Source organism: Streptomyces sp. SS7 (genome assembly GCF_037993025.1).
Lineage (GTDB): Bacteria > Actinomycetota > Actinomycetes > Streptomycetales > Streptomycetaceae > Streptomyces.
This window is the reverse complement of sequence record NZ_CP141223.1, coordinates 3081853-3105884: the sequence shown is the minus strand read 5'-3', so window position 1 is coordinate 3105884 and position 24032 is coordinate 3081853. Positions and strand designations below refer to the sequence as shown.

The following is a 24032-nucleotide window of genomic DNA, read 5'->3' as shown; positions in this document are numbered from 1 at the left end:
CGGGCACGCCCGAGGGCCGGGTTCCTCCCCGGGAACCCGGCCCTCGGCCTCGTACGACCCGTTCCTCAGAACAGCCGCAGCTTGTCGTCCTCGATGCCGCGCAGGGCGTCGTAGTCCAGGACCTGGCAGCCGATGCCGCGGTCCGTCGCGAGGACGCGTGCCTGCGGTTTGATCTCCTGCGCGGCGAAGATGCCGCGGACCGGGGCGAGATGCGGGTCGCGGTTCAACAGCTCCAGGTAGCGCGTGAGTTGCTCCACGCCGTCGATCTCGCCGCGCCGCTTGATCTCGATCGCGACGGTCTGCCCCCCCGCGTCCCGGCACAGGATGTCGACCGGGCCGATGGCCGTCATGTACTCACGCCGGATGAGGGTGTAGCCCTCGCCGAGGGTCTCGATGCGGTCCGCGAGCAGCTCCTGGAGGTGTGCTTCCACGCCGTCCTTGATCAGGCCCGGATCGACGCCCAGTTCGTGCGACGAGTCGTGGAGGATCTCCTCCATCGTGATGATGAGCTTTTCCCCGCCCTTGTTGACGACGGTCCAGACGCCCTCCTCGTCACCGGTGCCCTCCTTCAGCGTGCAGGGCGGCGACATCCAGTTCAGGGGCTTGTAGGCCCGGTCGTCCGCGTGGATCGAGACGCTGCCGTCCGCCTTGACCAGGATGAGACGGGGGGCGGCGGGGAGATGGGCGGTGAGCCGGCCGGCGTAGTCGACGGAGCACCGGGCGATGACGAGACGCATGGTCGGCAACGCTATCCGACACCTCGCGCCCCACGCGATTCGCCCTGGAAAACGATCGTTCGGACGACGGCCGACTCTGGCCGATTGTGTGCCCCGCAGGAACCCCCTATGTGCCCATTCTCCTGGTGCCGTCACGGTCAGTTGCCTACCGTAGTAAACGGGAGGTCGTGATGCGTGTACTCAGCGTTGCGGTGTTTCGGCATGGCGAACTCCCGTGCCCTGTCCGGCAACCCCTGCTCTCGTAGGGGTGCGAGAGGAGAACCCATGTCGCTCGACGTCTCACCGGCCCTACTCGAACAGGCCGAGCGAGGCGAGGTCGACGAAGCTGAATTCGTCGACTGCGTCCGGACCTCCCTGCCCTACGCATGGGAGATGATCAGCTCCCTGGTGGCCCAGCTGAAGGTGGACGGCGGACCCTTCGCCGACAACCAGACGCCCCCGCCGGACGAGCAGGCGCGCGGGCAGCTGCTGCGCGCGCTCGCGAGTGACGCCATACGCGGCGCCCTGCAGCGGCACTTCGGTGTCCGGCTGGCCTTCCAGAACTGCCACCGGGTGGCGGTGTTCCCGTTGGACTCGGCTGTCGACGAGAAGCTCGCCCGCTTCACCTCGGTCCGCAGCCAGGTGCTGAACCAGTCGCCGGAATTCCGGGACTGCTGAGGCATAGGTGTGAGCCTGTCGCTTGCCGCTCCGCCCGCAGGAGGTGCGATCAGTACCGGAGCGGCAAGCTCCCGGCCGTCCCGCCCCGTTCAGCGAAGGTGGGGGAGCACCTCGGCGCCCAGCCGCCGGACGTTCTCCTCCGTGGCCGCCAGATCGCCCGAGCCCTCGACGAGCAGGGCGAAGCGCGAGATGCCGGTCCGTTCGCAGGTCGCCGCGAGACGGTCGGCGCACAGCCGCGGGGTGCCCACCGGGTGCAGTCCGCAGAGCAGTTCGGTGTACGCCACCGGGTCCCGCATGGAGCGGGGGCGGCCGTCCACCGTGACATGGGCGTCGAGGCCCTGCCGCAGCCAGCCCGGCATCGCCTTCACGAGGGTCTCCACCGCGTCCGTGCGCCGGTCCGCGAGCTGGCAGACGCCCGCCGAGACATGGGCCGCGGCCCGGATCTCGGCGCCGGAACGCCCGGCAGCGCGGGCGTGCTTCCGCCACAGGGAGACCATCTCCGCCTTCTCCTCGTCCCCGACGTGCATCCCGAGCAGCATCGGCAGCCCGCGCTCGGCGGCCAGCCGGACGCTCGCCGGCGAGGTGCACGCCACGATCACTTCCGGCCCCCCGGTGTCCGTCAGCGCCTCCGACGGACGCGGGACGACCGGGACTTCACGGAAGCGGAAGCGCTCGCCGTCGGCTCCCACGGACGGCTCGCGCAGCCAGCGCACCAGCAGATCGAGTGATTCGGGGAACCCCGACTCGTACGCCGCGAGGCCCGATCCGAAGACCTCCAGATCGATCCACGGCCCGCCGCGGCCCACACCCAGCGAGAACCGGCCGCCGCTCGTCAGATGCAGCAGTGCGGCCTGTTCACCGAGGGCGACGGGGTGGACGGTGGGCAGGACGCTCACCGCCGTGCCGACCCGGATGCGCCGGGTGCGGCCCAGCAGCAGCGCGGCGAGTGTGACCGCCGACGGGCAGGTGCCGTACGGCACGAAGTGGTGCTCGCCCAGCCAGACCGAGTCGAGGCCCGACTCCTCGGCGACCTCGGCGGAACGGACCGCGCGGTGCAGCGCCTCTCCCTGGCCCTGCCCGGGGAACTGGGCACCCAACACGAAACTACCAACGCGCATGGACTTTCCTGCTTCCTTGGCTCCGACACGGAGCTCCCCCACCCGGCATAACCGTCCGACACGTGCCGAGGACACGGCCTGGCGGAGAGATTTGCCGATTGTCTGCAGAATGTGGTCCCGGGCAGGGGGACTTGTGGGGATCGGTCCCTTCCGGGTACCCGTGCCGGCGCCGCGTAGGCTGGACGGGAACCCTGCTTCCTGTATAGCCCCGTGAGGTGTTCCGTGTCCCCGCGTCGCAACCGACCCAAGGGTGCCGATCCGTCCGGTGCGTCCGGCTCGTCCGGCTCGTCCGGCCGGAGCGCCGAGGACGACCGGGCGAGCCGGTACGGCGGCTGGCAGTCCTCGGTGAGCTGGCAGGGCGAGGAGTGGAACGTACGGCACGTGGCCGGTGCGAGTGCGCAGGGCAAGAGCTACCGGTGCCCCGGCTGCGACCAGATGATCCCGGACGGCGTGCCGCATGTCGTCGCCTGGCCCGAGCACGTGGGCGTCGATGACCGCCGGCACTGGCACAAGGCCTGCTGGAACGCGCGGGACCGCCGCAACCCGGGGGTGCGGCGGTCCCGTAACGCGCCTCGCTTCTGAGCTTCCTGCCGGCTACACGTCCCGCTTCTCCAGCAGGGCGAAGGCACCGGCGAACGCGGCGGCCGTGACGCCGAGCGCGATCCAGAGCGGGTCCCAGCCGGAGGGGCCGGTCTCGCTGAGCTGGGTGGAGTACCAGACGCCGAGCTGGCTCGGGATCGAGTACTCGAACAGGGCCTCGCGCAGCTTCTGCAGCGACTCGGCGAACATGAAGATGGCGATGACCAGCGGGGCCAGCAGCAGGCCGATCATGATGGTGATGGCGCCCGCCGAGTGGCGGATGATCGAGCCGACGGCCAGCGACAGCAGCCCCAGCAGCGCGATGTAGAGGGACACGCCGACGGTGGCCTTCAGCCACTCGCCGCCCGAGGGCTCGCGCGCCTCGGTGAACAGCGCCGCGTCCACCATGGCGACCAGTCCGGTGGACACCAGGGTCACCACGAAGGCGAGCGCGAAGAACACGATCCCCTTCGCGGCGAGGACCCGGCCGCGCGAGGGGCAGGCGACCATCGTGGTGCGGATCATGCCGGTGCCGTACTCGGAGGCGGTGGTCAGGACGCCGAGCGTGATGATCGGCATGCTGCCCAGGAGCACACCGAAGAAGCCGAACGACAGGGGGCTGTCGCCCGCGAGGTCCGCCTCGGAGGCGTTCGCGTCGACGATCAGCGCGACCACCATCCCGATGCCGACGACGAGGAGCACGAACACCCCGAGCGTCCACATCGTCGAGCGCACCGACCGGATCTTGGTCCACTCGGACGCGATGGCGTGCCCGAGGTGCGTCCGCACGACGGGAATCGGCGAGGTGTAGCCCGGGACGGCGTACGAGGGGCCGGGCGCCCCCTGCCAGCCGGGCGCGGCGGCCTGCGGGGCCGGGTGCTGGGGCGTGCTCATCGGGCGTCCTCGGGCTGGGTCGTCGGGGCGGCGGAGGGTTCGGCGGGCGCCTTCGCGAGGGAGGCCGGGGCGGGCGGGGCGGCCGGCACCGCCTGGACTGCCGGGGCGTCCGCCGTGGGGGAGGGCGTCGGGGAAGGCGTTGGGGAGGGCGCGGTGGCGGGCGCCGGGCTCGCTGCCGGGGCCTGGGCGTACGGGTTGGCGCCGTGGGGTGCCGCAGGCGCGGCGGGGGCGCCGTAGCCGGGGCCGTACGGCTGGGCGGGCTGCGGCGGGGCGTAGCCGTGCTGCGGGGGCGGCGGGGCGTACCAGCCGGGCTGGCCCTGGCCGGGGACCGGCATCGGCGGCGTGGCGCCGGGCGGCAGCGGCTGCTGGAGGCCGGCCTTCTGGTCGGTCGTCGAGCGGTAGTCGACGGCGCCCTGCGTCATCCGCATGTACGCCTCCTCCAGCGAGGCCTGGTGCGGCGACAGCTCCCACAGACGTACGTCCGCGTCATGGGCGATGTCGCTGATCTGCGGCAGCGCCAGTCCGGTCACCCGCAGGGCGCCGTCCTGCTCGGGCAGGACATGGCCGCCCGCCGCCGACAGCGCCCCCGCGAGCTTCTCGCGGAGCTGCGGCTCGGTCTGCGGGGTGCGGACCCGCGCGAAGTCCGCCGAGTTGGCCGAGATGAAGTCCTTCACGCTCATGTCGGACAGCAGCTGACCACGTCCGATCACGATCAGATGGTCCGCGGTCAGTGCCATCTCGCTCATCAGGTGCGAGGAGACGAAGACCGTACGGCCCTCCGCCGCGAGCGCCTTCATCAGGTTGCGCACCCAGAGGATGCCTTCGGGGTCGAGGCCGTTGACCGGCTCGTCGAACAGCAGCACCTGCGGATCGCCGAGCAGCGCCGCCGCGATGCCGAGCCGCTGCCCCATACCGAGCGAGAAGCCCTTGGAGCGCCGCTTCGCCACGTCCTGCAGTCCGACCACGCCGAGCACCTCGTCCACCCGGCGGGCCGGGATGCCGGAGAGCTGGGCCAGGGACAGCAGATGGCTGCGCGCCGACCGGCCGCCGTGCACGGCCTTGGCGTCGAGCAGCGCACCCACCTGGCGGGCCGCGTTCGGCAGCCTGCGGTACGGGTAGCCGCCGATCGTGACCGTCCCCGAGGTGGGGTTGTCCAGGCCGAGGATCATCCTCATCGTCGTCGACTTGCCCGAGCCGTTCGGCCCGAGGAAACCGGTGACGGCACCCGGCCGTACCTGGAAGGAAAGGTTGTACACAGCGGTCTTGTCGCCGTAGCGCTTGGTCAGGCCGACTGCCTCGATCATGCTCCGCACCCATCGACAGGTTCAGGACAGCGGGGCACACGCCCCCCGTAAGGGTTAGGAGCTTATCGAGCCGCTGACGGTTCCGCCCAGCTGAAAGCCTCGACCACGCGGCCGCGCCGACACGCCACGAAGCCCGCTGCCACCGTTGGCAACGGGCTTCGTCCGACGGTCGGCCGGGGTGCCCCGAGGGTTAACGGGACTGCTGGGCCGGCACTCCGCGGGAGATCGGCTCGTCGTCCGCGACCGGGGCGCCGGCCGCGGCCACCGCGGCGCCGGTCAGCGTGGCGAGCATCTCGCGGACGTTCGTCAGCTGCGCGTTGATGCTGTCGCGGCGGTTGGTGAGGGCCGCCAGCTCGCGCTCGGATTCCGAACGGATGCGGTCCGCCTTGGCGTTGGCGTCGGCCACGATGTCCTCGGCCTGGCGCTGCGCGGTCTCGACGGTCTGGCGGGCGCGGCGCTCGGCGTCCGTGCGCAGCTTCTCCGCCTCCAGGCGCAGCTGCTCCGCGCGGTGCTCGATCTCCGCGAGCCGCTTCTCCGCCTTCTGCTGACGGGACGCGAGGTCGCGCTCGGACTGCTCGCGGCGCTTGGCCAGGTTGGTCTCGAAGTCGGCGGCGGCCTGAGCGGCCTTGGCGCGGGTCTCCTCGAAGAGGGCGTCCGCCTCCTCACGCTTCGACTGCGCGTCCTTCTGGGCCTCCTGACGCAGCTGGGCCGCGTCGCTCTTGGCCTTCTCGACGATCCGGACGCCCTCGTCCTCCGCCTTGGCCTTGCGGTCCGCAGCGAACGATTCTGCGTCGTTGCGCACCTGCTGGGCCGCCGACTCGGCGAGCTCGCGGTGCTGCTCGGACGCGCGACGGGCTTCCTCGCGCAGGTCCTTGGCCTCCTCCTCGGCGAGGCGGAGGATCTTCTCGACCCGCGCACCGAGCCCGGCGTACGACGGCTCGGCGTCGGTGACCTGGGCCTGGGCGTTCTGAGTCTCGAGGTGGAGCTCCTCGATGCGCTTTTCCAGAGCGGTGATGCGGGCGAGAGCGCTGTCACGGTCGGAGACGAGCTTGGAGATCCGTTCGTCCACCTGAGCGCGGTCGTACCCACGCCGCACTAGCTCGAAGCCGTAGGGGGAAGTGTCGCTCATGGGGTTCCTGTCGAATGAGACCGGTGAGGTGATAGGTGGAATCCTAGGGGCCGGAGCGCTGTGTCATCGAGCGTATGCGTGTTTGATCTGAGGAATGACACCCCTTTTGGGTGGCTGAACCCCACACCCCTTGCCAAAAACTCAGGGTAAGGGGGCAGACTTTAACGCAATCCACACATTCCGCTAACCGTCAGAGGCCTTCCCGCCCGCTCGTGGCGCGCCGATGCTCGCCCCCGCCCGCACACTGCCGTCCTTGTTCGCGGACGGGATCTCGAAGGACTCCAGCGCCTCCAGCACGTCCTGGACCCGGGAGATCTCGGCGTTGATGTCCTCACGCCGCCGCACCAGGACCTCCAGCTCGCGCTTGCCCTCCTCGACCGTGAGCCGCGCCTCGCGGATCGCCTCGGCCTTGAGCTCCTCGGCCTCCCTGATCAGCGCCGACTTCTTCTGCTCGGCCTCCTTCAGCAGGCCCTCCGCCTTCTTCACCGCGGCGATCCGGACCTTGCCGGCCTCGGAGTTGGCCTCCGACACCAGCTCCTTCGCCTTGGCCTGCGCCTTGGCGAGCTGCTCCTCGGACGCCTTGATCAGCGCGTCGCAGCGGTCGCCGGTCGACTTCATCGTCTCGGCGGCCTCACGGCGGGCCCGCTCGTGCAGCGACTCGATCTCGGCGGTGATGCGGTCGCGCAGCTCCTCCGCGCGCTCCCTGATCGCGGTGGCGTCCCGGCGGGCGCCGACGAGCAGCTCGTCCGCGTCCGTACGGGCCTTCTCCACCCGGGTGTTGCCCTCGCGCGTCGCCTCGGCGACCAGCCGGTCGGCCTCGGTGCGGGCCGCGCCCACCATCGAATCGGCCTGCGTCTCGGCGTCCGCGGTGGTCTGCAGCGCCTGCTCCTGTGCCTCCGTCAGCAGCTTGTCGACCTCGGCCGTGGTCTCCGTGATGAGCGTGTCGACCTGCTCGGCCGCCTCGGAACGCCGCTTGTTGGCCTCCTTGCGGGCGGCGTCCAGCGTCTCGTCCGCCTCGTCGCGGGCCACGCTCAGCATGCGGTCGGCCTCCGCCGCCGCCTGCGCCTTGACCCGCTCCGACTCCAGCCGGATCCGCTCGGCGGCCTGCTGCGCCGAACCCACCGTCTGGGCGGCCTCGGCCCGCAGCCGCTCCGCGTCGCCGCTCGCGTCCTGGATCAGCTTCTCCGCGCGGGCGACGGACTCGGCACGGACCCGCTCGGCCTCCGCGGCCGTGTCGGCCGTGAGCCGCTCCGCCTCGGCGATGGTCTCCGTCTGGAGCCGCTCGGCCTCGTTGCGGGCCTCGGTGATGAGGGTGTCCGCCTGGGTCGCCGCGTCCGACCGGATGCGGTTGGCGTCCTCGCGGGCGTCGGCCCGGGTGCGGGCCGCGGCCTGGTCGGCCTCCGCCAGCGCGTCCGAGGCCTCCGTGCGCACCCGCTGGGCGTACGCCGACGACTCCGCGCGCAGCCGCTCGGCCTCCGAGATCGCCTCGCCGACCGTGCGCTCGGCCAGTTCCCGCGCCGCCTCGGCGGCGTCGTTCGCCTCGCGGCGGATCCGGCTCGCGTCCTCGCTGGCCCGCTCCCGCTCGGCGTAGGCGTCGGAGCGGACCCGGTCCGCCTCCTCCTCGGCCTCCCGCCGGGTACGGTCCGCGGCGTGCTCGGCGGCCGAGCGCAGCCCGTTGATCTCCTCCTGGGCCTGCTCGTGCAGCCCGCTCACGGAGTCCCGTACCTGCTGGGCGTGGAGCTCGGCCGCGGCGACCATCTCGCCGGAGCGCCGGTCGGCCTCCTCGACCAGCCGGACCGCCTCGGTCTGGGCCTCCTCCACGCGGTTGCGCGCCGACGCCAGCAGCTCCTCGGACTGCGCCCGGGCCCGCTCGCGCTCCTGGTCGGCCTCCTGGCGGGCGGAGCCGAGGAGTTCCTCGGCCTCGCGGCGCCGGCGGACGGCCTCCTCCTGGGCGGCGTCCAGCGTCTCGGTCGCCTCGTCGGCCAGCCGCTCGGCGGCCGCCGTGGCCTCCGTGCGCACCCGGTCGGCGAAGTCCTGCGCCTCGCTCCTGAGCCGCTCCGCCTCGGCCGCGGCCTCCGACCTCAGGCGTACGGCGACGGCCTCGCCCTCGGCCCGCGAGGCGGACGCGTCGGCCGCGGCCTCGGTGCGCAGCCGGTCGATCTCGTCGGCGGCCTGCTGCTGCAGCGTACGGATCCGCTCGGCGGCCTCGGTGCGCAGCCGGTCGGCCTCCTCGGCGGCCTCGCGGCGGATCCGCGCGGCCTCCTCACGCGCGTCCGTCAGCGCCTGCTCGGCGGACGCCAGCCGCGACTCGGCCTCCGTGTGCAGCCGGGTCAGCTCCTCGGCGGCCTCCGCCTGCCGGGCCTCGACCGCGCGCTCGGTCTCCTCGCGCAGCTCCTCCGCCGCGCGCTCGGCGCCGGAGGTGATGGTCTCGGCGAGCTCCACCGCCTCCTCGCGGGAGCGCTCGGCCTCGGCGCGCGTGCGCTCCAGGGTCTCCTCGGCCTGCCGGCGCAGGGTGGTGGCACGCTCGATGGCCTCCGTGCGGACCTTCTCGCTGTCCGCCGTGGCCTTCTGCCGCAGCTCGTCCGCGTCGGCCTTCGCCTTGGACAGCAGCTCCTCGGCCGACCGGGCGGCCTCCTCGATCTGCTGGACGGCCTCCCTGCGGGCCTCCGCGCGGATCTTCTCGCCCTCGGCGACCGCGTCGGAGCGCAGCTGCTCGGCCTCGCCGCGCAGCCGACGGGCCTCCTCCTGGAGCTCGACCGTCTTGGCGCGGTACTCCTTGGTGTCGTCCTTCGCGGAACCCTTGAGCTGCTCGGCGATGTCGTGCGCCTCGGCGCGCAGCCGGTCCGCCTCGTTCTCCGCCTCCCGGCGGATCCGCTCGGCCTCCTCGGCGGCGGCCTTCGTGGTGCCCCGCGCGTCCTCCTGCGCCTTGTTGAGGACGTCCTCGGCGGTCTTGGCCGCCTTCGACAGCTGGGTGGCGCTCTCCTCGGCGGTGATCGTCCGGGCCTTCTCGGAGGCCTCCGCGACGATCTTCTCGGCCTCGGCGCGCGCGTCGGCGACGATCTGCTCGGCGTCCGCCTTGGTGGTCTCGGCCTCCTGGTTGGCCTCGGTGACCAGCCGGGCGACCTGCTCCTTCGCCGTACGGGTGCGCTGCTCGTTGGTGGCCTCGGCGCTCGCGAGCGCCTTCTCGGCGGCGGCCTTGGCCTCGGCGACGACCTTCTCGGCCTCGGACTGCGCCTTGCGCAGCGCCTCCTCGGCCTCGGCCATCCGCTGCTCGGCGGCCCGGCTCAGCTCACCCGCCTGGCGGCGCGCCGAGTCCGACTCGTTCGCCGTGGAGCTGCGCAGCGCCTCGGCGTGCTCGGTGGCCTCCTGGGCCTGCGTGGAGGCGGCGTTCAGCAGCCGCTCGGCGTCGGTGCGGGCGCGCAGCAGGAGCTGTTCGGCCTCCGCGCGGGTCTGCTCCGCGTCGGCCTGGAGCCGCTGGCGGGCCTCCGCCGCCACCCGTTCGGCCTCGGCGCGGGCGGCGGCCACGGCCTGCTCGGCCTCGGCGCGCGACTCCTCCAGCAGCCGGCGGGCCTGGGCCTCGGAACGGGCCCGCAACTGCTCCGCCCACGCCACGTTCTCGTTGACGTGCGACTCGACGGTCTGCCGGCGCTCCGCCAGTTCCTGGTCGAGCTGCTGGCGGCGGCTGACGGCCTCCTGGTGCAGCTCCGCCTGGAGCCGGGCGGCCTGCTCGGCGTGCTCCTGGAGGATGCGCTGGGTCTGCGCGCGGACCTGGCTCAGCTCGCGTTCGGCGTCCTGGCGCAACTGGTCGGCCTGCATCTGCGCGGTGCGCAGCATCTGTTCGGCCTGGTACCCGAGGTCGCCGCCGTCGAAGGACGGCCGGGACATGAGTGTGCGGCGCGCCTCGTGCAACTTGGCGCGCAGCACCTCGACCTGGTAGCCGAGGTCCTCGGCATGCTGGATCGCCTTCTCACGCTCGGTCTTCAGCCGCTTCATCTCGGCTTCGAACCGTGTGAGGTGGTCGACGTCAGCCGCCGGTTCCCGCTCCTGGCTCTCGTAGCCCCGCACTGCGCGGTCCCATCCGTCCCTGGTCGCAAGCTTGCCGAACGAGCTCCGTCCATCCGCCGAACGGGGCCCCCGGGGAATGGTGTCAGATCAACGACGGAGCATGGGCTGCTGCCCCGACGCTCGTCCCCCGAAACCCGGACCCCGGCTGCGTCCCGCCGTCCAAGGCGGCAGGACCGGCCGCCCTGGTGGAGCGACGACCGCCCCCAACCCTACCGGCCCATATGTACGAGGGTCAGTGCTCAGGTGACTCAACAGGCGCCGAAGTGACCAGTTCTGTCAGTACTCCGTGGCAATCCTTGGGGTGCAGGAAGGTGATTCGTGACCCCATGGAGCCGCGTCGCGGCTCTTCGTACAGAACGCGTACGCCCTTGGAGCGGATGTCCGCGGCCTCCGCGTCCACATCCGCCGTACCGAAAGCGATGTGGTGGACGCCCTCGCCGTTCTTGTCGAGCCACTTGGCGACGGTGGAGTCCGGGCGGGTCGGCTCCAGGAGCTGCAGGTAGGAGGCGCCGCCGTCGGAGGTCTCGTTGATCTTGAGCATGGCTTCCCGGACACCCTGCTCCTCGTTGACCTCCGAGTGGAACACCTCGAAGCCGTACGTGGAGCGGTAGAACTCGACGGTCGCGTCGAGGTCGTGACAGGCGATCCCGATGTGGTCGATTCGCGTCAGCATGGTGTTAGTGGAGCGCGGCGGAGGTGGTTACGCAACGTGCGCGCGATCACACTGAAGGGCCGATGACGGCACGGAGTGCCACTCAGTACATTCGATGTAAACCCTCGTTCACTCCTCGGCCCGTGCAGGCCGGTAAGGGGAATCGCAGCTCATGACTGGATCGACTGGAACGAACAGCAGGACCTCGGTGATCGTCGCGGGCGCCCGTACGCCCATGGGGCGGCTGCTGGGCTCGCTGAAGTCCTTCTCCGGAGCCGACCTCGGCGGCTTCGCGATCAAGGCCGCCCTGGACCGCGCCGGGATCGGCGGCGACCAGGTGCAGTACGTGATCATGGGCCAGGTGCTCCAGGCCGGCGCGGGCCAGATCCCGGCCCGTCAGGCCGCCGTCAAGGCCGGCATCCCGATGAACGTCCCGGCGCTCACCATCAACAAGGTGTGCCTGTCCGGCCTCGACGCGATCGCGCTGGCGGACCAGCTGATCCGCGCGGGTGAGTTCGACGTCGTCGTCGCGGGCGGCCAGGAGTCCATGACCAACGCCCCCCACCTCCTGCCGAAGTCCCGCGAGGGCTACAAGTACGGCGCGATCGAGATGCTCGACGCCATGGCGTACGACGGTCTCACGGACGCCTTCGAGAACATCGCCATGGGCGAGTCCACGGAGAAGCACAACACGCGCCTCGGCATCCAGCGCCCCGAGCAGGACGAGATCGCCGCGCTGTCCCACCAGCGGGCCGCCGCCGCGCAGAAGAACGGGATCTTCGAGGCCGAGATCACCCCGGTCGAGATCCCGCAGCGCAAGGGCGAGCCGGTGGTCTTCAGCAAGGACGAGGGCATCCGCGGCGACACCACCGCCGAGTCCCTGGGCAAGCTGCGCCCGGCCTTCACCAAGGACGGCACGATCACCGCGGGCTCCTCCTCCCAGATCTCCGACGGCGCCGCCGCGGTCGTCGTGATGAGCAAGGCCAGGGCCGAGGAGCTGGGGCTCGCCTGGATCGCCGAGATCGGCGCCCACGGCAATGTGGCGGGCCCGGACAACTCGCTCCAGTCCCAGCCCTCCAACGCCATCACGCACGCCCTCGCGAAGGAGGGCCTCGGCGTCGCCGACCTCGACCTCATCGAGATCAACGAGGCCTTCGCCGCGGTCGCGGTCCAGTCAATGAAGGACCTCGGCGTGTCCACGGAAAAGGTGAACGTCAACGGGGGTGCGATCGCCCTCGGTCACCCGATCGGCATGTCCGGCGCCCGGCTCGTGCTGCACCTCGCCCTGGAGCTCAAGCGGCGCGGCGGCGGTGTCGGCGCGGCCGCGCTGTGCGGCGGCGGCGGCCAGGGTGACGCGCTGATCGTGCGCGTGCCCAAGGCCTGAGCCCAGCCTGAGCCGCGGCCCGGGCACGCGGTAGACCCCTTCGGAACGGAGCTGTGATGCAGGACGTCCCCTCGCTGGTCGCCCAGGCCAGGGAAGGCCGGCCCAGGGCCGTGGCCCGGCTGATCTCCCTGGTGGAGGGGGCGTCCCCGCAGCTCCGTGAGGTCATGGCGGCCCTGGCCCCGCTCACCGGCAACGCCTATGTCGTGGGCCTCACCGGTTCCCCGGGCGTCGGCAAGTCCACCTCGACGTCCGCGCTGGTGACGGCGTACCGCCGACAGGGCCGGCGGGTCGGTGTCCTGGCCGTCGATCCGTCGTCGCCGTTCTCCGGCGGCGCCCTGCTCGGCGACCGGGTCCGGATGTCCGACCACGCCTCGGACCCCGGCGTCTACATCCGCTCCATGGCCACCCGGGGCCATCTGGGCGGCCTCGCCTGGTCCGCCCCGCAGGCGATCCGGGTACTGGACGCGGCGGGCTGCGAGGTGATCCTGGTCGAGACGGTCGGCGTCGGCCAGTCGGAGGTCGAGATCGCCTCCCAGGCGGACACCAGCGTCGTCCTGCTCGCCCCCGGCATGGGCGACGGCATCCAGGCGGCCAAGGCCGGGATCCTGGAGATCGGCGACGTGTACGTCGTCAACAAGGCCGACCGGGACGGCGCCGACGCCACCGCCCGGGAACTGAACCACATGCTGGGCCTCGGCCAGCCCCGCAGGCCGGGGGAGTGGCGCCCGCCGATCGTCAAGACGGTCGCCTCCCGGGCCGAGGGCGTCGACGAGGTGGTCGAGGCCCTGGAGAAGCACCGGGCCTGGATGGAGGAGCACGGCGTCCTCACCGAGCGCCGCCGTGCCCGCGCCGCCCACGAGGTCGAGACGATCGCCGTCACGGCCCTGCGCCGCCGTATCGGCGACCTGCACGGCGACCGTCGCCTCGGCGCCCTGGCCGACCGGATCGTCGCGGGCGAACTCGACCCCTACCGCGCGGCGGACACCCTGATCGAAGGCCTCACCGCGAGCTGAGCCCTCCTCACGCGTCCGCCGCCCTGCTCCGGGCGCTGTCGTACGCCGTCGTTCCGCTGCCCGCGAGGCTCTCCGTGCCCCGCACCTGCGGCTCGTCCACCGTGGCCGACGGGATGACGACCCTCTTCGGCGGTACCGCCGTGTTGCCGCGGGCGCCCGCCCGGCCGGTCCTGATCCGCGCGGCGACGGCCACCTCCGTGACGGAGGGCTGCGCCGGATCGCGGGGCCGGTGGCCGTCGCGCCGCCCGTGCCCTCGCGATCGGGGTGGCCGACCTGCTGATCGTGCGGTTCACCGACGGCCGGGGCCGCGGCGGCGCGTCCGTGGCCTGGCCCTGGGGAGCCCACCGGAATGGCACCGGGTGCCGTCCCCTGGCCGGCGCCGTCTTGGGCGCGATGGAGCTGGCGACGGCCCGGGCCCTGCATTCCGCGTGACTCACCGGTGTGGGCGAACGCCGCCGGGCGGAGCCCTGACAGGGCTCCGCCCGGCGGTCGCGCGGGTGCGGTTACGGGCGTCCCCGCTGACCGCGCAGATGCTCCGCGATCGGCTTCAGGGACTTGTCGAGGTCCGCGAGGGCCTCGGGGGAGAGGAGGTCGATGAAGTGGCGCCGCACGGATGACACATGGTGCGGGGCGACCTTCATCATGGTCTCCATGCCGTGCTCGGTCAGGACCGCGTAGAGCCCCCGACGGTCGGACTCGCAGTTCTCGCGCCGGACCAGGTTCGCGTTCTCCATGCGGGTGATCTGGTGCGAGAGACGGCTCTTGGACTGGAGGGTGGCGGACGCGAGGTCGCTCATCCGCATCCGGACGTCCTCCGACTCGGAGAGGTTCACCAGGATCTCGTAGTCGTTCATGGTCAGGCCGAACGGCTGCAGGTCCTTCTCGAGCTGGTACGTCAACAGCCTGTTGACCTCCAGGTGGGTGCGCCAGGCGCACTGCTCCGCATCGGTCAGCCAGCGCGTGGCCGTTTCGGTCTCCATATGTGAAGTCTACCTAAAATGTTGAAAGGCGAACTAGTGAGGGTGGTGTGACGGTGCGCACGCGTTCGATGTCACACTCCGCAGACTACCGCTCACAGCCCGAAGCGACGCTGGAGGTCGCCCAGCTGTCCGGGAAGGCGCGGTACACCGCTCTGACCTCCGTGCCCACCCGGGACACCTGGCATTCCGCCCCCTCCGGGTACCCCCGGCTCATGCGGAACGGTCCCCGTGGCCTGCTCCGCCATGAGGGTCTCGGTCGACTGCAGAAGCACCGTGCCGGCGCCGACGAACTCGAACTGGTGCTCCTCCCCGGAGGCCCCGCCGAGGCCCGTCAGTGCACGTAGACCGCCCATGACACCCGTCATGTACCCGTGGTCGTAGTGATGGCACGGGGAGGGGCAGTCGGCCCAGCCGACGAGTGCCTGGGGATCCACCCGGAGGGGAGGTTCCATGAACACCACCGGGCCGTTAGATGCGGCCACGAACTTTCCGGTTCCGATCAGCGTGAGAAATCCCGGCACGATCGACTGCTTGAGGGACAGAGTTGGCTGAAAAGCGAGCAGATTGCCCGAGCGAATGGTCAGGTTGCCGTCGTCCAGGTCGTACGAGTTCACGTCGAAGGCCCGGTCGGCGAGGAGCATCTTGCCCGAGCCCTCCGCCACGACCCAGTCGCTCGCGTGCAGAGGCGAATGGAACGAGGTGCGCACCAGCCGGTCGAGCCGGCCGTGCCCGATGCCGTTGAAATCGATCGACCCGTAGTAGGCGATCATCTTCCCCTTCTGGAGGAACCACTGGCTCCCCTTCAGTTCCACGCAGAAGGTGTAGTGGTTGACGTTGTCGTCGACCGGGAGGGTCATCGGGTCGTACACGGTGGGGCCGGCGGGGCCCGCGCCCGGGTGGTGGCTCACAGCTTCTCCTCCGACGCCTGGACGAACACCGCACCGCTGCCGCTGAGCTCCAGCTGGAACGCCTCGCCGGAGCCGCGCCCCACCATGTCCCGCCAGCCGAGCGCCGTCGACAGCTTGTTGCGGACGTCGCCGTGATGGGCGACGTAGGCCTGCGGATCGACGTGCACGGGGCGCTGCGGGGTGATCGGGATCTCGAAGACCCCGCCGTGGGCCATCACGGCGACCGCGCCGTGCCCCTTGAGGGTGGTGGTGAACAGGCCCTGGCCGCTGATCTGCCCCCGGACCATGCCCATGACCCCGCCCTGCGAGCCCAGGAACATCGTGCCCTGCTGGAGGGTGCCCTCGAAGGCCAGCAGACGGTCCGCCTCGACGTAGAGGGTGTCACCGGTGAGCCGGATGACCTGGACGTGGTGGCCGCCGTGCCCGAAGAAGACCGTGCCGCTGCCCTCGACCGTCATCAGCGGGGTGTCCTCGTTGGCCAGCCGCCGGCCGATCATGGACATCACGCCGCCCTGACCGCCCTGCATGTTGGGGGTGAAGGAGACCTCGCCGCGGTACGCCAGCATGGCGCCGCGCTGACTGAACAGCCGCTGCCCCGGCACGACCGTCGCCTCGATCATCTTGGAGTTGAACTCTCGGAAGGTCACCTCAGACGTCCCCCGCGATCGTGTTGCGCTCGCTCGGCTGGACGTACACCAGGCCGTCCCCCTCGAAGCGGATCTGGAAGGCCTCGCCGCCGCCCTCGCCCAGGAGCGTGCGGAACGTCACACCGGACTGGAAGGACTGACGGACGTTCCCCTGGTGCGCGATGTACGCGCCCGGGTCGACCGTCAGCGGGTACTGCGGGCTGACCCGCAGCACGACGGCCGGTCCGTCGGAGGTGATGGCCGCCTGGCCGTGCCCCTCCACCGTCGTGGTGAACAGCCCGTTGCCCTGGGAGGCGCCGCGCAGGCCGGTGAAACTCGTCCCCGTCCGCAGGCCCGCGTCCGTCGCGAGCAGATTGCTCGACTCCACGAACAACTTGTCCCCCTGGAGGCTGACGAGGTTGATCTCGGAGGCGCGGTCGGCGAACCAGCACGTCCCCTGTCCCCTCACCTCCATCACGGTCATCTGTTCGCCGGTGAGCCGCCGGGTCACCATTCCCCGGATGCCCTCACCGCCGCCACTGAGCTTCTTGAAGGCCATCTGACCGTCGTACGCGACCATCGAGCCGTTCTTCGCCTTCACGGCGTCCCCGGTCATGTCGACGGCGAGTACCTTGCTGCCTTGCAGTCGGAACATCGCCACGCTGCGAAAGGTAGCGGCCCCGCGGGTGCGCCGAACAGCACCTGAGGGTGGAGAACGACCCTGAGCGCACCCCTAGGTGGACCGTTTGCCACAATGGACGGACCTTTGTGCGTGCGTTCACAAGCGAACGGACCGACGCAAACCCTCCGAAGTCCCCCTGATGTCCCCCCGATGTCCCCCGAAGGTGACCCGTGGACCTGAAGACCGCCTCCGCCCTCCGCCGCCTCCGACTGGTCTCCGCCCCGGAGGCCGTCTCGTTCCTGCTGCTGCTCGTCTGCTCGGTGCTGAAGCGGACCACGGACTTCAACGCGGTGCCCGTGATGGGCATGGTCCACGGCATCCTGTTCGTCCTGTACGTGCTGTTCTGGGCGGACGCCTGGAACCGCGCCAAGTGGTCCCTGCGGACGGCCGCCCTCTACTTCGTCCTCTCCGTCCTGCCGACCGGCGGCTTCTTCGCCGAGCGCAGGCTGCGCCGCGAGGCCGAGAGCGCGGTCGACGCCGCCATCGCCGCCCGCGCCCGCAAGGAAGGCGTGGTGAACGCGTGATCGTCGCCTTCTCCGTCACCCCGCTCGGCGTCGGCGAGGAGGTGGGCGAGTACGTCGCCGAAGCCGTCCGGGTGGTCCGCGCGTCCGGCCTGCCCCACCGCACCGACGCCATGTTCACCTCCGTGGAGGGCGACTGGGACGAGGTCATGGACGTCGTCCGGCGCGCCGTGGCCGCCGTGGAGGAACGCGCCCCCCGTGTCTCCCTCGTCCTCAAGGCCGACATCCGCCCCGGAGTGACGGACGGTCTGACGTCGAAGGTGGAGACGGTCGAGCGCCATCTGGCCGACTGAGCGCCCCCCGCGGCCGCCCCCCCCCGTGAAGGGCGGCCGCGGGGCGTGGCTCACCGCCGTGCGGACGCCCGCCGCAGGTACTGCCGCACCGCCCGCTGGGCCACCGGCCCGAGTTCCTCCAGCGCGGCGACCAGGAGGCCCAGCTGTTGCAGCGCGTCGAGCGCGGAGGCGGCACCGGCCGCGTCGACCCCTTCGTACAGCTCGATCCCGACGAACGAGGCCGCGACGGCCCGGGCGAGGCCCGGGGGATCGGTGAACTCGCCGAACGGGGTGCCGGTGAGCACGCGTTCGAGGGCCCGCTCGATCTCCGCGACCCACAGGTCGAGGCCCGCCGCCGTGGCCGGGCCGAGCGTCGCGTGGGTCGGGGCGCCGGCCAGCAGCTGGCCGAGCAGCGCCACATGGCCGCCCGCGCGCTCCCGGTCATGGATCTCGCGCCCCAGGGCGAGGAGTTCCGTCAGCGAGGTGACGGCGGCGAGACGCGGGCGGTAGCGCGCCACCGTGCGCTCGGCGCCGTAGCGGCAGGCCGCCGCGAGCAGTTCGTCCACGGTGCCGAAGTGGTAGAAGACCAGCGCCTGGTTGACACCGGCGGCCGCCGCGATCGTCCGCGCCGACGCCTTGGCGATGCCCTGCTCGGTGAGGGTGCGCAAGGTGCCTTCCAGCAGCTTGGTCCTGGTGTCCGGACCGGTGCGCGGTGCGGGGCTCAATCGGGTGCCTCCGTGCTCGGAATATGGTCGATACGGGTGAATTCCGGGTGCATCACGGACCCCAGCGGTGGCGCTCCGACGGGTCCTGTGGTCGCGCCCGGTACCCGTCCGGGCGCACCCGGATGCGCATCTCCATGAAGATCGTCATACGAATTCCCCAGGTCGGGGCCTGTTTGAGCGATCGCTCAAACGGCTCGCGTGGGACGGTACACCCGTTTGAGCAATCGCTCAATAGGGCGACCGGGGGACGGGTTTCGGCCCGAGGGGCGCTGGCTAATCTCTCCCGGTGTCGATCAAGTCCTGTGTGATGAACCGTTGTTCGGCCGCCGTGCTCCTGGCGGCCGCGCTGGCCCTTCTCGCGTCCGGAGCCGGAACGCACACGCGTGCGGGACACCCCGGCCACGCGTGCGTGCTCGCCCCCGGCGAGCTGACCGTCGACGACCTGCCCGCCGGCTCCTCCGCGACCCGCTGCGGCGCCGTGGGCCGTCTGGTCACCCACGGCGGCGCGGGCCTCACGGTCCCCGAACCGGGCACCCAGGTCAGCGTCGACTCCCTCACGGCGGACGGCTCCAGCCGCGGCTTCACCCTCGCCGTCGCCGCCGACGGCACGGTGTCCTACGGCTACGACGACGGCGGGGGCGGCGGCACGGGCGGCCACCCTGCGGACGGCAAGGGTGACCGCAGCCACGCCGACGCCCGGCACCGGCCGTCGGCCAAGGGCGCCCGTCCCCCCCGCCTCACCGGCAGCCGTGCCGACGCCCCCGCCCCCTGCGCGGACACCGCCTACTCCGTGGCCGACCGCAAGGAGTACGGCACGTACGAGTGGTTCATCGGCGACGGCCCCCAGCCGGGCGACCTGCCCCGCCGTCAGGTCCGCCAGGCCTTCCAGGACGGCATCACCGCCGTCATCCGGGGCCGCAACGCCTGCGGACTCGCCGACACCATCAGGGCCCGCGCCAGGTTCCTGGCCGCCACCGGCCACGAGGCCGGGATCGACCACATGGCCCGCTGCACCTACCGGGACGGCATGAACGTCTGGGACGCCGGGGACCTCAGCAGCGACAGCGTCGCAACGACCTGCTCCTGGAGCCGCCCCGTCTCGCGGGGCCCGGACCGGCTGATCGAGGCCGACGTCCGCTTCAACATCCACGACTACACCTTCACCGACGACCCGACGGGGCCCTGCGAGGACGCGTACGACATCCGCAGCGTCGCCACCCACGAGGCCGGCCATGTCTTCGGCCTGGGCCACGTCGGGCAGGGCCACGAGAACCTCACGATGTTCCCGAGCTCCTTCGCCTGCTCCACCACCGCCCGCACCCTCGGCAAGGGGGACGTGCTGGGACTGCGCAGCATCTACTGAGAGCCGCCGTCGGCCTTCGCCGTCCGCCGGACGCGCGAAGGCCCCGCGCGCCGGGGGACCGAAAGCCGAGACGGGGCTGACCACGATATGACCGGCGGGTAGGGTCGATTCCGTGCCGAAGCCGCTCAGTCTCCCCTTCGATCCCATCGCCCGCGCCGACGAGCTCTGGAAGCAGCGGTGGGGCAACGTGCCGTCCATGCCGGCGATCACGTCGATCATGCGGGCGCACCAGATCCTGCTCGCCGAGGTCGACGCGGTGGTCAAGCCGTACGGGCTGACGTTCGCCCGCTACGAGGCACTGGTGCTGCTCACCTTCTCCAAGGAGGGCGAGCTGACCATGTCGAAGATCGGCGAGCGGCTCCAGGTGCACCCCACCTCGGTGACCAACACCGTCGACCGCCTCGTGAAGTCGGGTCTGGTCGCCCGGCGCCCCAACCCCAACGACGGCCGCGGCACCCTCGCCGTCATCACCGACAAGGGCCGCGAGGTCGTCGAGGCGGCCACCCGTGACCTCATGGCGATGGACTTCGGGCTCGGCGTGTACGACGCGGAGGAGTGCGCCGAGATCTTCGCGATGCTGCGCCCGCTGCGGGTCGCGGCGCGCGACTTCGACGAGGACTGACCCGGCCCAAGATCTACCGGAACGGGCGGTTACGCTCGACGGCATGAAGAAGAGCGTGCTGACCCGCTACCGCGTGATGGCCTACGTCACCGGTGTGCTGCTGGTCCTGCTGACCCTGGGCGTGATCGCCAAGTACGTGCTCGACCTCGACGGCGCCGACGGCTTCACCCGCGCCGTGGGCATCGCGCACGGCTGGCTGTACGTCGTCTACCTCGTCTTCGCCTTCGACCTGGGTTCCAAGGCGAAGTGGCCGGTCGGCAAGCAGCTGTGGGTGCTGCTCGCCGGCACCGTGCCGACGGCCGCGTTCTTCGTGGAGCGCAAGGTGACGCGCGAGCTGGAGGAGCGGGTCGCCGACGCCGCCCCGGACGTCGTCAAGGCGTAGCCCCCGAGCGGCACCCGACCGCCGTACGCACGCGTGCGGCGGTTTCGTGCTGCCCTGGGCCCCCACCGCAACACCCTGCCCTGCCGCGCCCCGCTAGGGCCTGTCGTTCGGACGCGCGGCATGATCCAAACGACAGGCCCTATGCGCCCGGTGCGCCCGCCAGGCCCAGCAGCAGGACGTCGGTGAACCGGCGCACCCACTCCTCGTCCGCCGGTTCCGCGCTGACCAGGGTGCGGTGGACCACGGCGCCGGCGACGATGTCGAAGATGAGGTCGGCCGTGCGGGAGGCCTCCGCCGGGCAGGCCTCCGGGGGGAGTTCACCACGCAGCCGGGCCCGGCTGCGGCCCTCCAGGACGAGGTGTTTCTGCGGCTCCACGATGGACGAGCGGATGCGGGCGCGCAGCGCCTCGTCGCGGGTGGACTCGGCGATCACCGCCATCAGCCCGCTGCGTGCCTCCGGCAGTGCCAGGATCGCCGCGAACTGCAGGACCACGCCCTCGATGTCGGCGGCCAGACTGCCCCGGTCGGGGAGTTCCAGTGCGGCGAACAGCTCCGCCACCGCGTCGACGACGAGTTCGTTCTTGCCGGCCCAGCGGCGGTACAGGGTCGTCTTCGCCACCCCGGCGCGCGTCGCCACGTCCCCCAGGGTGAGTTTCGACCAGCCCAGCTCGACCAGCGCCTCCCGGGTCGCGGCCAGGATCGCGGTGTCCGCGGCGGCGCTGCGCGGGCGGCCGGCGCGGCCGACGGGGGTACGGCTCTGCATGGCCCCGACCATAACCGCAGTTTTCGGACCTGCCAGTCCCCCGGTCGCCGTGAGAGAGATCACGGGGAACCCATGGTGCACCGGCACTCGGTGCCATTACGATACGACGCGTAGCGAAAGCGTGCGACGCCGCTCCGCACCACTCGTGACGGACGTTTCACGAACCGGGGACGCGGGCGTGGGGTGGGGACCCCGACGCCTGGGCAGGACGCTTTCGGAACGCTTTTCGCCCAGGCGCGCGGACGGGGGAGGATAGACGCATGCAGCCACGGAACATGTCCATGAGCGGAGTCGTCGACCTCGCCGCGGTGAAGGCGGCCCAGGAGGCCAAGGCGAAGGCGGAGCAGACGCGCGCCGAAACGGCCCGGCAGGGCGGCACGGGGGCCGTCTCCCCGGCCGATCTCGTCATCGACGTCGACGAGGCGGGCTTCGAGCGCGAGGTTCTGCAACGCTCCGCCGAGGTGCCGGTCGTCATCGATTTCTGGGCCGAGTGGTGCCAGCCCTGCAAGCAGCTGAGCCCGGTCCTGGAGCGGCTCGCCGTCGAGTACGACGGCCGCTTCCTGCTCGCCAAGATCGACGTCGACGCCAACCAGATGCTGATGCAGCAGTTCGGGGTGCAGGGGATCCCCGCGGTGTTCGCCGTCGTGGCGGGCCAGGCGCTGCCGCTCTTCCAGGGGGCCGCGGGCGAGGCCCAGATCCGTCAGACGCTGGACCAGCTGGTGCAGGTCGCCGAGGAGCGGTTCGGGCTCACCGGGCTGACCGTCGACCCCGATGCCGCGCCCCGGGGCGCGGGTGGCGCGTCGGCCGCCGAGGCGCAGCCCGGCCCGTACGACGCGCTCCTGGAGGCCGCCGTACAGGCGCTGGACGCGGGTGACTTCGGCGGCGCGGTGCAGGCGTACAAGAACGTACTCGCGGATGACCCGGCGAACACGGAGGCGAAACTCGGTCTGGCGCAGGCCGAGTTGCTGCACCGGGTCGGCGGGATGGACCCGCAGCAGGTGCGCAAGGACGCGGCCGAGCATCCCGCGGACGCCCAGGCGCAGATCGCCGCCGCCGACCTGGATCTGGTGGGGGGTCATGTCGAGGACGCGTTCGGGCGGCTCATCGAGACCGTGCGGCGCACGGCCGGCGACGACCGGGACGCCGTACGGCTGCGGCTGCTGGAGCTGTTCGAGGTCGTCGGGCCGGACGACCCCCGGGTGGCGGCGGCGCGGCGGGCGCTGGCGCGCGCGTTGTTCTGAGCCGCGCCCGGGCCCGGGGCTGACCAGTCGCTAAACGTCGGGGGCGTGTGGTTCCCGAGTGAAAATTCAGCCGAGTTGGTTCCTCAGCGGCCGCGCTTTACCAAATCTTGGTAATCGCGGCCGCTGTTACTGGAAGTAAGACGAGGCCGTTGATCTGTCGGGTTCTGTCCGTCCATCAACGACTTTGTGCCGGGCCCTGTTGACACCCTCAGTCGCCGCCCGAGACCTCTGGGTCGTTGTACGGTTATCCGGCCGTTACTAGCGAGTAACGAACCCCCTTGTGCGGGCGGCCAGAATGGACCACGATCGGCCACGCTCGGTCCATTCCCGTACCCCGACAGCCGGTTGGGTACAACGGGTTTTCCTGGGTCCCCACCGAGCAGAGCCGACGGCACACGCCGCGGGCTCTTGGGCAGGGGGGTCTTCGCCGCTGGGTGAAGCCTGTCCAGCAAGGTTGTGCGTGATGCGTGTCAGGCGCGACCAGTGGTTGTCGCTCGGGGGTGATCGCCGGTGATCGGTGCGCGGTACGCGCCTCCGGGACGGGCGCTCCCCTTCCCGAGGACGTAGCACTTCTCCCATCCCTGTCCGGCTGAGCTGCCGCATAAGTGGGGCGAGTCGGGGCCAGGAGATGTACGTCCGAGAAGGAGGAAATATGGAGTCCCAGGTGCGTGGCGGGACCAGATGGAAGCGGTTCGCGCTGGTCATGGTGCCCAGCGTCGCCGCCACGGCAGCGATAGGCGTCGCCCTGGCACAGGGTGCGCTGGCCGCGTCGTTCAGCGTGTCGGGTCAGTCGTTCAAGGTCAAGGCCGACTACATCCACGGCGACGGCTTCTCGCAGTACGGTGCCATCGACGCCGGCAAGACGCTGGACGGCAAGGACACGATCCACCCGGTCGCGGTGTCGGCGTTCCACAAGGCCCGCATCCAGAACATGTGCCAGTCGGTCGTCACGCCGAACATCCCGCTGCTCGGCTCGGTCACCCTGACGCTGAGGGCGGGTGACAGCAAGGACGAGGACAAGCAGGTCTCGGCCTCGAACCTGTACATCGACGTCGAGGACCTCGGCGCCGACAACGCGGTGTTCAACGGTCTCGACATCGGCGTCCAGGCCGGCTCGATGACCAACCCGCCCATGAAGGGCGGCGACGAGAAGTCCAACCCCTACGGCTTCGGCCAGCAGGCGACGTCCGTGGACCTGTACGGCGTGAAGCAGACGGCGTGGGCGACCACCGCCGGAACCTTCACCCTGCCCGGGCTGAGCATGAAGCTCTCCGCGGGTGCCAACCCGTGCTACTAGGCACTCGGTGACGGGCGGGGGAGCCGGTGAGGCGCCCCCGCCCGCATCTCTCCACCGGGTCTTCCCGCACGGTCCCGTGCGGCTAGGAAGACCCCCTTTCACAGAGCAACACCGCACC

25 protein-coding genes are annotated in these 24032 nt (G+C 71.4%); 11 read left to right on the top strand and 14 right to left on the bottom strand.

Annotated elements, in window-relative coordinates:
- Window positions 1-65 precede the first annotated feature (65 nt).
- A complete protein-coding gene (nucS, locus tag U5640_RS14125; RefSeq protein WP_340376158.1) occupies window positions 66-737 on the bottom strand; it encodes an endonuclease NucS in 672 nt (223 codons plus the stop codon).
- A 264-nt stretch (window positions 738-1001) separates the two neighbouring features.
- Between nucS and U5640_RS14120 the strand changes: the two genes are divergently transcribed.
- Window positions 1002-1394 carry an SCO5389 family protein gene (locus tag U5640_RS14120; protein ID WP_067259253.1) on the top strand — a complete coding sequence of 131 codons (393 nt, stop codon included), beginning with the start codon at window positions 1002-1004 and terminating at the stop codon, window positions 1392-1394.
- Between the two features lie 89 nt (window positions 1395-1483).
- Here the strand turns inward: U5640_RS14120 and U5640_RS14115 are convergent, their stop codons facing one another.
- The gene (locus U5640_RS14115) at window positions 1484-2512 is read right to left on the bottom strand and encodes an LLM class flavin-dependent oxidoreductase (protein WP_340376157.1); all 1029 of its coding nucleotides are present in this window, start codon (window positions 2510-2512) and stop codon (window positions 1484-1486) included.
- Window positions 2513-2734: 222 nt separating this feature from the next.
- Between U5640_RS14115 and U5640_RS14110 the strand changes: the two genes are divergently transcribed.
- Entirely contained in the window at window positions 2735-3094 is a 360-nt protein-coding gene (locus U5640_RS14110) for an ATP/GTP-binding protein (RefSeq protein ID WP_340376156.1), read from the top strand.
- A 12-nt stretch (window positions 3095-3106) separates the two neighbouring features.
- Here U5640_RS14110 and U5640_RS14105 read toward each other — a convergent pair whose 3' ends face one another.
- From U5640_RS14105 to mce, 5 genes are all read right to left on the bottom strand, one after another.
- The gene (locus U5640_RS14105) at window positions 3107-3985 is read right to left on the bottom strand and encodes an ABC transporter permease (RefSeq protein WP_340376155.1); all 879 of its coding nucleotides are present in this window, start codon (window positions 3983-3985) and stop codon (window positions 3107-3109) included.
- Entirely contained in the window at window positions 3982-5289 is a 1308-nt protein-coding gene (locus U5640_RS14100; protein ID WP_340376154.1) for an ABC transporter ATP-binding protein, read from the bottom strand. The genes U5640_RS14105 and U5640_RS14100 overlap by 4 nt, the downstream gene beginning before the upstream one ends.
- Window positions 5290-5479: 190 nt before the next feature.
- Window positions 5480-6418 carry a cellulose-binding protein gene (locus U5640_RS14095; RefSeq protein ID WP_340376153.1) on the bottom strand — a complete coding sequence of 313 codons (939 nt, stop codon included), beginning with the start codon at window positions 6416-6418 and terminating at the stop codon, window positions 5480-5482.
- A gap of 183 nt (window positions 6419-6601) precedes the next feature.
- Window positions 6602-10483, bottom strand: a complete 3882-nt coding sequence (scy, locus tag U5640_RS14090; RefSeq protein WP_340376152.1) for a polarized growth protein Scy — start codon at window positions 10481-10483, stop codon at window positions 6602-6604.
- A gap of 232 nt (window positions 10484-10715) precedes the next feature.
- Complete coding sequence (mce, locus tag U5640_RS14085; RefSeq protein ID WP_340376151.1) at window positions 10716-11156, bottom strand: methylmalonyl-CoA epimerase; 441 nt, start codon at window positions 11154-11156, stop codon at window positions 10716-10718.
- A gap of 151 nt (window positions 11157-11307) precedes the next feature.
- On the opposite strand from mce, the gene U5640_RS14080 reads away from it, so the two are divergent.
- Complete coding sequence (locus U5640_RS14080; protein WP_067259239.1) at window positions 11308-12519, top strand: acetyl-CoA C-acetyltransferase; 1212 nt, start codon at window positions 11308-11310, stop codon at window positions 12517-12519.
- 56 nt (window positions 12520-12575) lie between these two features.
- Window positions 12576-13532 carry a methylmalonyl Co-A mutase-associated GTPase MeaB gene (meaB, locus tag U5640_RS14075; RefSeq protein WP_340376150.1) on the top strand — a complete coding sequence of 319 codons (957 nt, stop codon included), beginning with the start codon at window positions 12576-12578 and terminating at the stop codon, window positions 13530-13532.
- A 7-nt stretch (window positions 13533-13539) separates the two neighbouring features.
- Here the strand turns inward: meaB and U5640_RS14070 are convergent, their stop codons facing one another.
- From U5640_RS14070 to U5640_RS14050, 5 genes are all read right to left on the bottom strand, one after another.
- Window positions 13540-13725, bottom strand: a complete 186-nt coding sequence (locus U5640_RS14070) for a hypothetical protein (protein WP_340376149.1) — start codon at window positions 13723-13725, stop codon at window positions 13540-13542.
- A gap of 310 nt (window positions 13726-14035) precedes the next feature.
- Window positions 14036-14512, bottom strand: coding sequence for a MarR family transcriptional regulator (locus tag U5640_RS14065; protein ID WP_340376148.1), 477 nt, complete (start codon window positions 14510-14512; stop codon window positions 14036-14038).
- A 92-nt stretch (window positions 14513-14604) separates the two neighbouring features.
- The gene (locus U5640_RS14060; protein ID WP_340385097.1) at window positions 14605-15369 is read right to left on the bottom strand and encodes an AIM24 family protein; all 765 of its coding nucleotides are present in this window, start codon (window positions 15367-15369) and stop codon (window positions 14605-14607) included.
- 47 nt (window positions 15370-15416) lie between these two features.
- A complete protein-coding gene (locus U5640_RS14055) occupies window positions 15417-16067 on the bottom strand; it encodes an AIM24 family protein (protein WP_340376147.1) in 651 nt (216 codons plus the stop codon).
- Window position 16068: 1 nt separating this feature from the next.
- Window positions 16069-16701 (bottom strand): AIM24 family protein, encoded by a 633-nt coding sequence (locus U5640_RS14050; protein ID WP_055635098.1) that lies wholly within the window; start codon window positions 16699-16701, stop codon window positions 16069-16071.
- A 197-nt stretch (window positions 16702-16898) separates the two neighbouring features.
- Between U5640_RS14050 and U5640_RS14045 the strand changes: the two genes are divergently transcribed.
- Window positions 16899-17252: a DUF3817 domain-containing protein gene (locus tag U5640_RS14045; RefSeq protein ID WP_340376146.1), complete on the top strand. Its 354-nt coding sequence runs from the start codon at window positions 16899-16901 to the stop codon at window positions 17250-17252.
- On the top strand, window positions 17249-17542 hold the full coding sequence (locus tag U5640_RS14040; RefSeq protein ID WP_340376145.1) for an MTH1187 family thiamine-binding protein: 294 nt from the start codon (window positions 17249-17251) through the stop codon (window positions 17540-17542). Before U5640_RS14045 ends, U5640_RS14040 begins: the two co-directional genes overlap by 4 nt.
- A gap of 50 nt (window positions 17543-17592) precedes the next feature.
- Here U5640_RS14040 and U5640_RS14035 read toward each other — a convergent pair whose 3' ends face one another.
- Window positions 17593-18246 carry a TetR/AcrR family transcriptional regulator gene (locus U5640_RS14035; protein WP_340376144.1) on the bottom strand — a complete coding sequence of 218 codons (654 nt, stop codon included), beginning with the start codon at window positions 18244-18246 and terminating at the stop codon, window positions 17593-17595.
- A gap of 286 nt (window positions 18247-18532) precedes the next feature.
- Here U5640_RS14035 and U5640_RS14030 point away from each other — a divergent pair, with 286 nt between their 5' ends.
- The 3 genes from U5640_RS14030 (at window position 18533) to U5640_RS14020 (ending at window position 20613) form a co-directional block, all read left to right on the top strand.
- The gene (locus U5640_RS14030) at window positions 18533-19609 is read left to right on the top strand and encodes a matrixin family metalloprotease (protein ID WP_340376143.1); all 1077 of its coding nucleotides are present in this window, start codon (window positions 18533-18535) and stop codon (window positions 19607-19609) included.
- A 112-nt stretch (window positions 19610-19721) separates the two neighbouring features.
- Window positions 19722-20231, top strand: coding sequence for a MarR family transcriptional regulator (locus U5640_RS14025; protein ID WP_340376142.1), 510 nt, complete (start codon window positions 19722-19724; stop codon window positions 20229-20231).
- A gap of 43 nt (window positions 20232-20274) precedes the next feature.
- Window positions 20275-20613 carry a DUF3817 domain-containing protein gene (locus U5640_RS14020; protein ID WP_340376141.1) on the top strand — a complete coding sequence of 113 codons (339 nt, stop codon included), beginning with the start codon at window positions 20275-20277 and terminating at the stop codon, window positions 20611-20613.
- A gap of 139 nt (window positions 20614-20752) precedes the next feature.
- Here the strand turns inward: U5640_RS14020 and U5640_RS14015 are convergent, their stop codons facing one another.
- Window positions 20753-21376, bottom strand: a complete 624-nt coding sequence (locus U5640_RS14015; protein WP_340376140.1) for a TetR/AcrR family transcriptional regulator — start codon at window positions 21374-21376, stop codon at window positions 20753-20755.
- Between the two features lie 260 nt (window positions 21377-21636).
- On the opposite strand from U5640_RS14015, the gene U5640_RS14010 reads away from it, so the two are divergent.
- Both U5640_RS14010 and U5640_RS14005 read left to right on the top strand, forming a co-directional pair.
- A complete protein-coding gene (locus U5640_RS14010) occupies window positions 21637-22617 on the top strand; it encodes a tetratricopeptide repeat protein (RefSeq protein WP_340376139.1) in 981 nt (326 codons plus the stop codon).
- Window positions 22618-23269: 652 nt separating this feature from the next.
- A complete protein-coding gene (locus U5640_RS14005) occupies window positions 23270-23914 on the top strand; it encodes a DUF6230 family protein (RefSeq protein ID WP_340376138.1) in 645 nt (214 codons plus the stop codon).
- Window positions 23915-24032 lie beyond the last annotated feature (118 nt).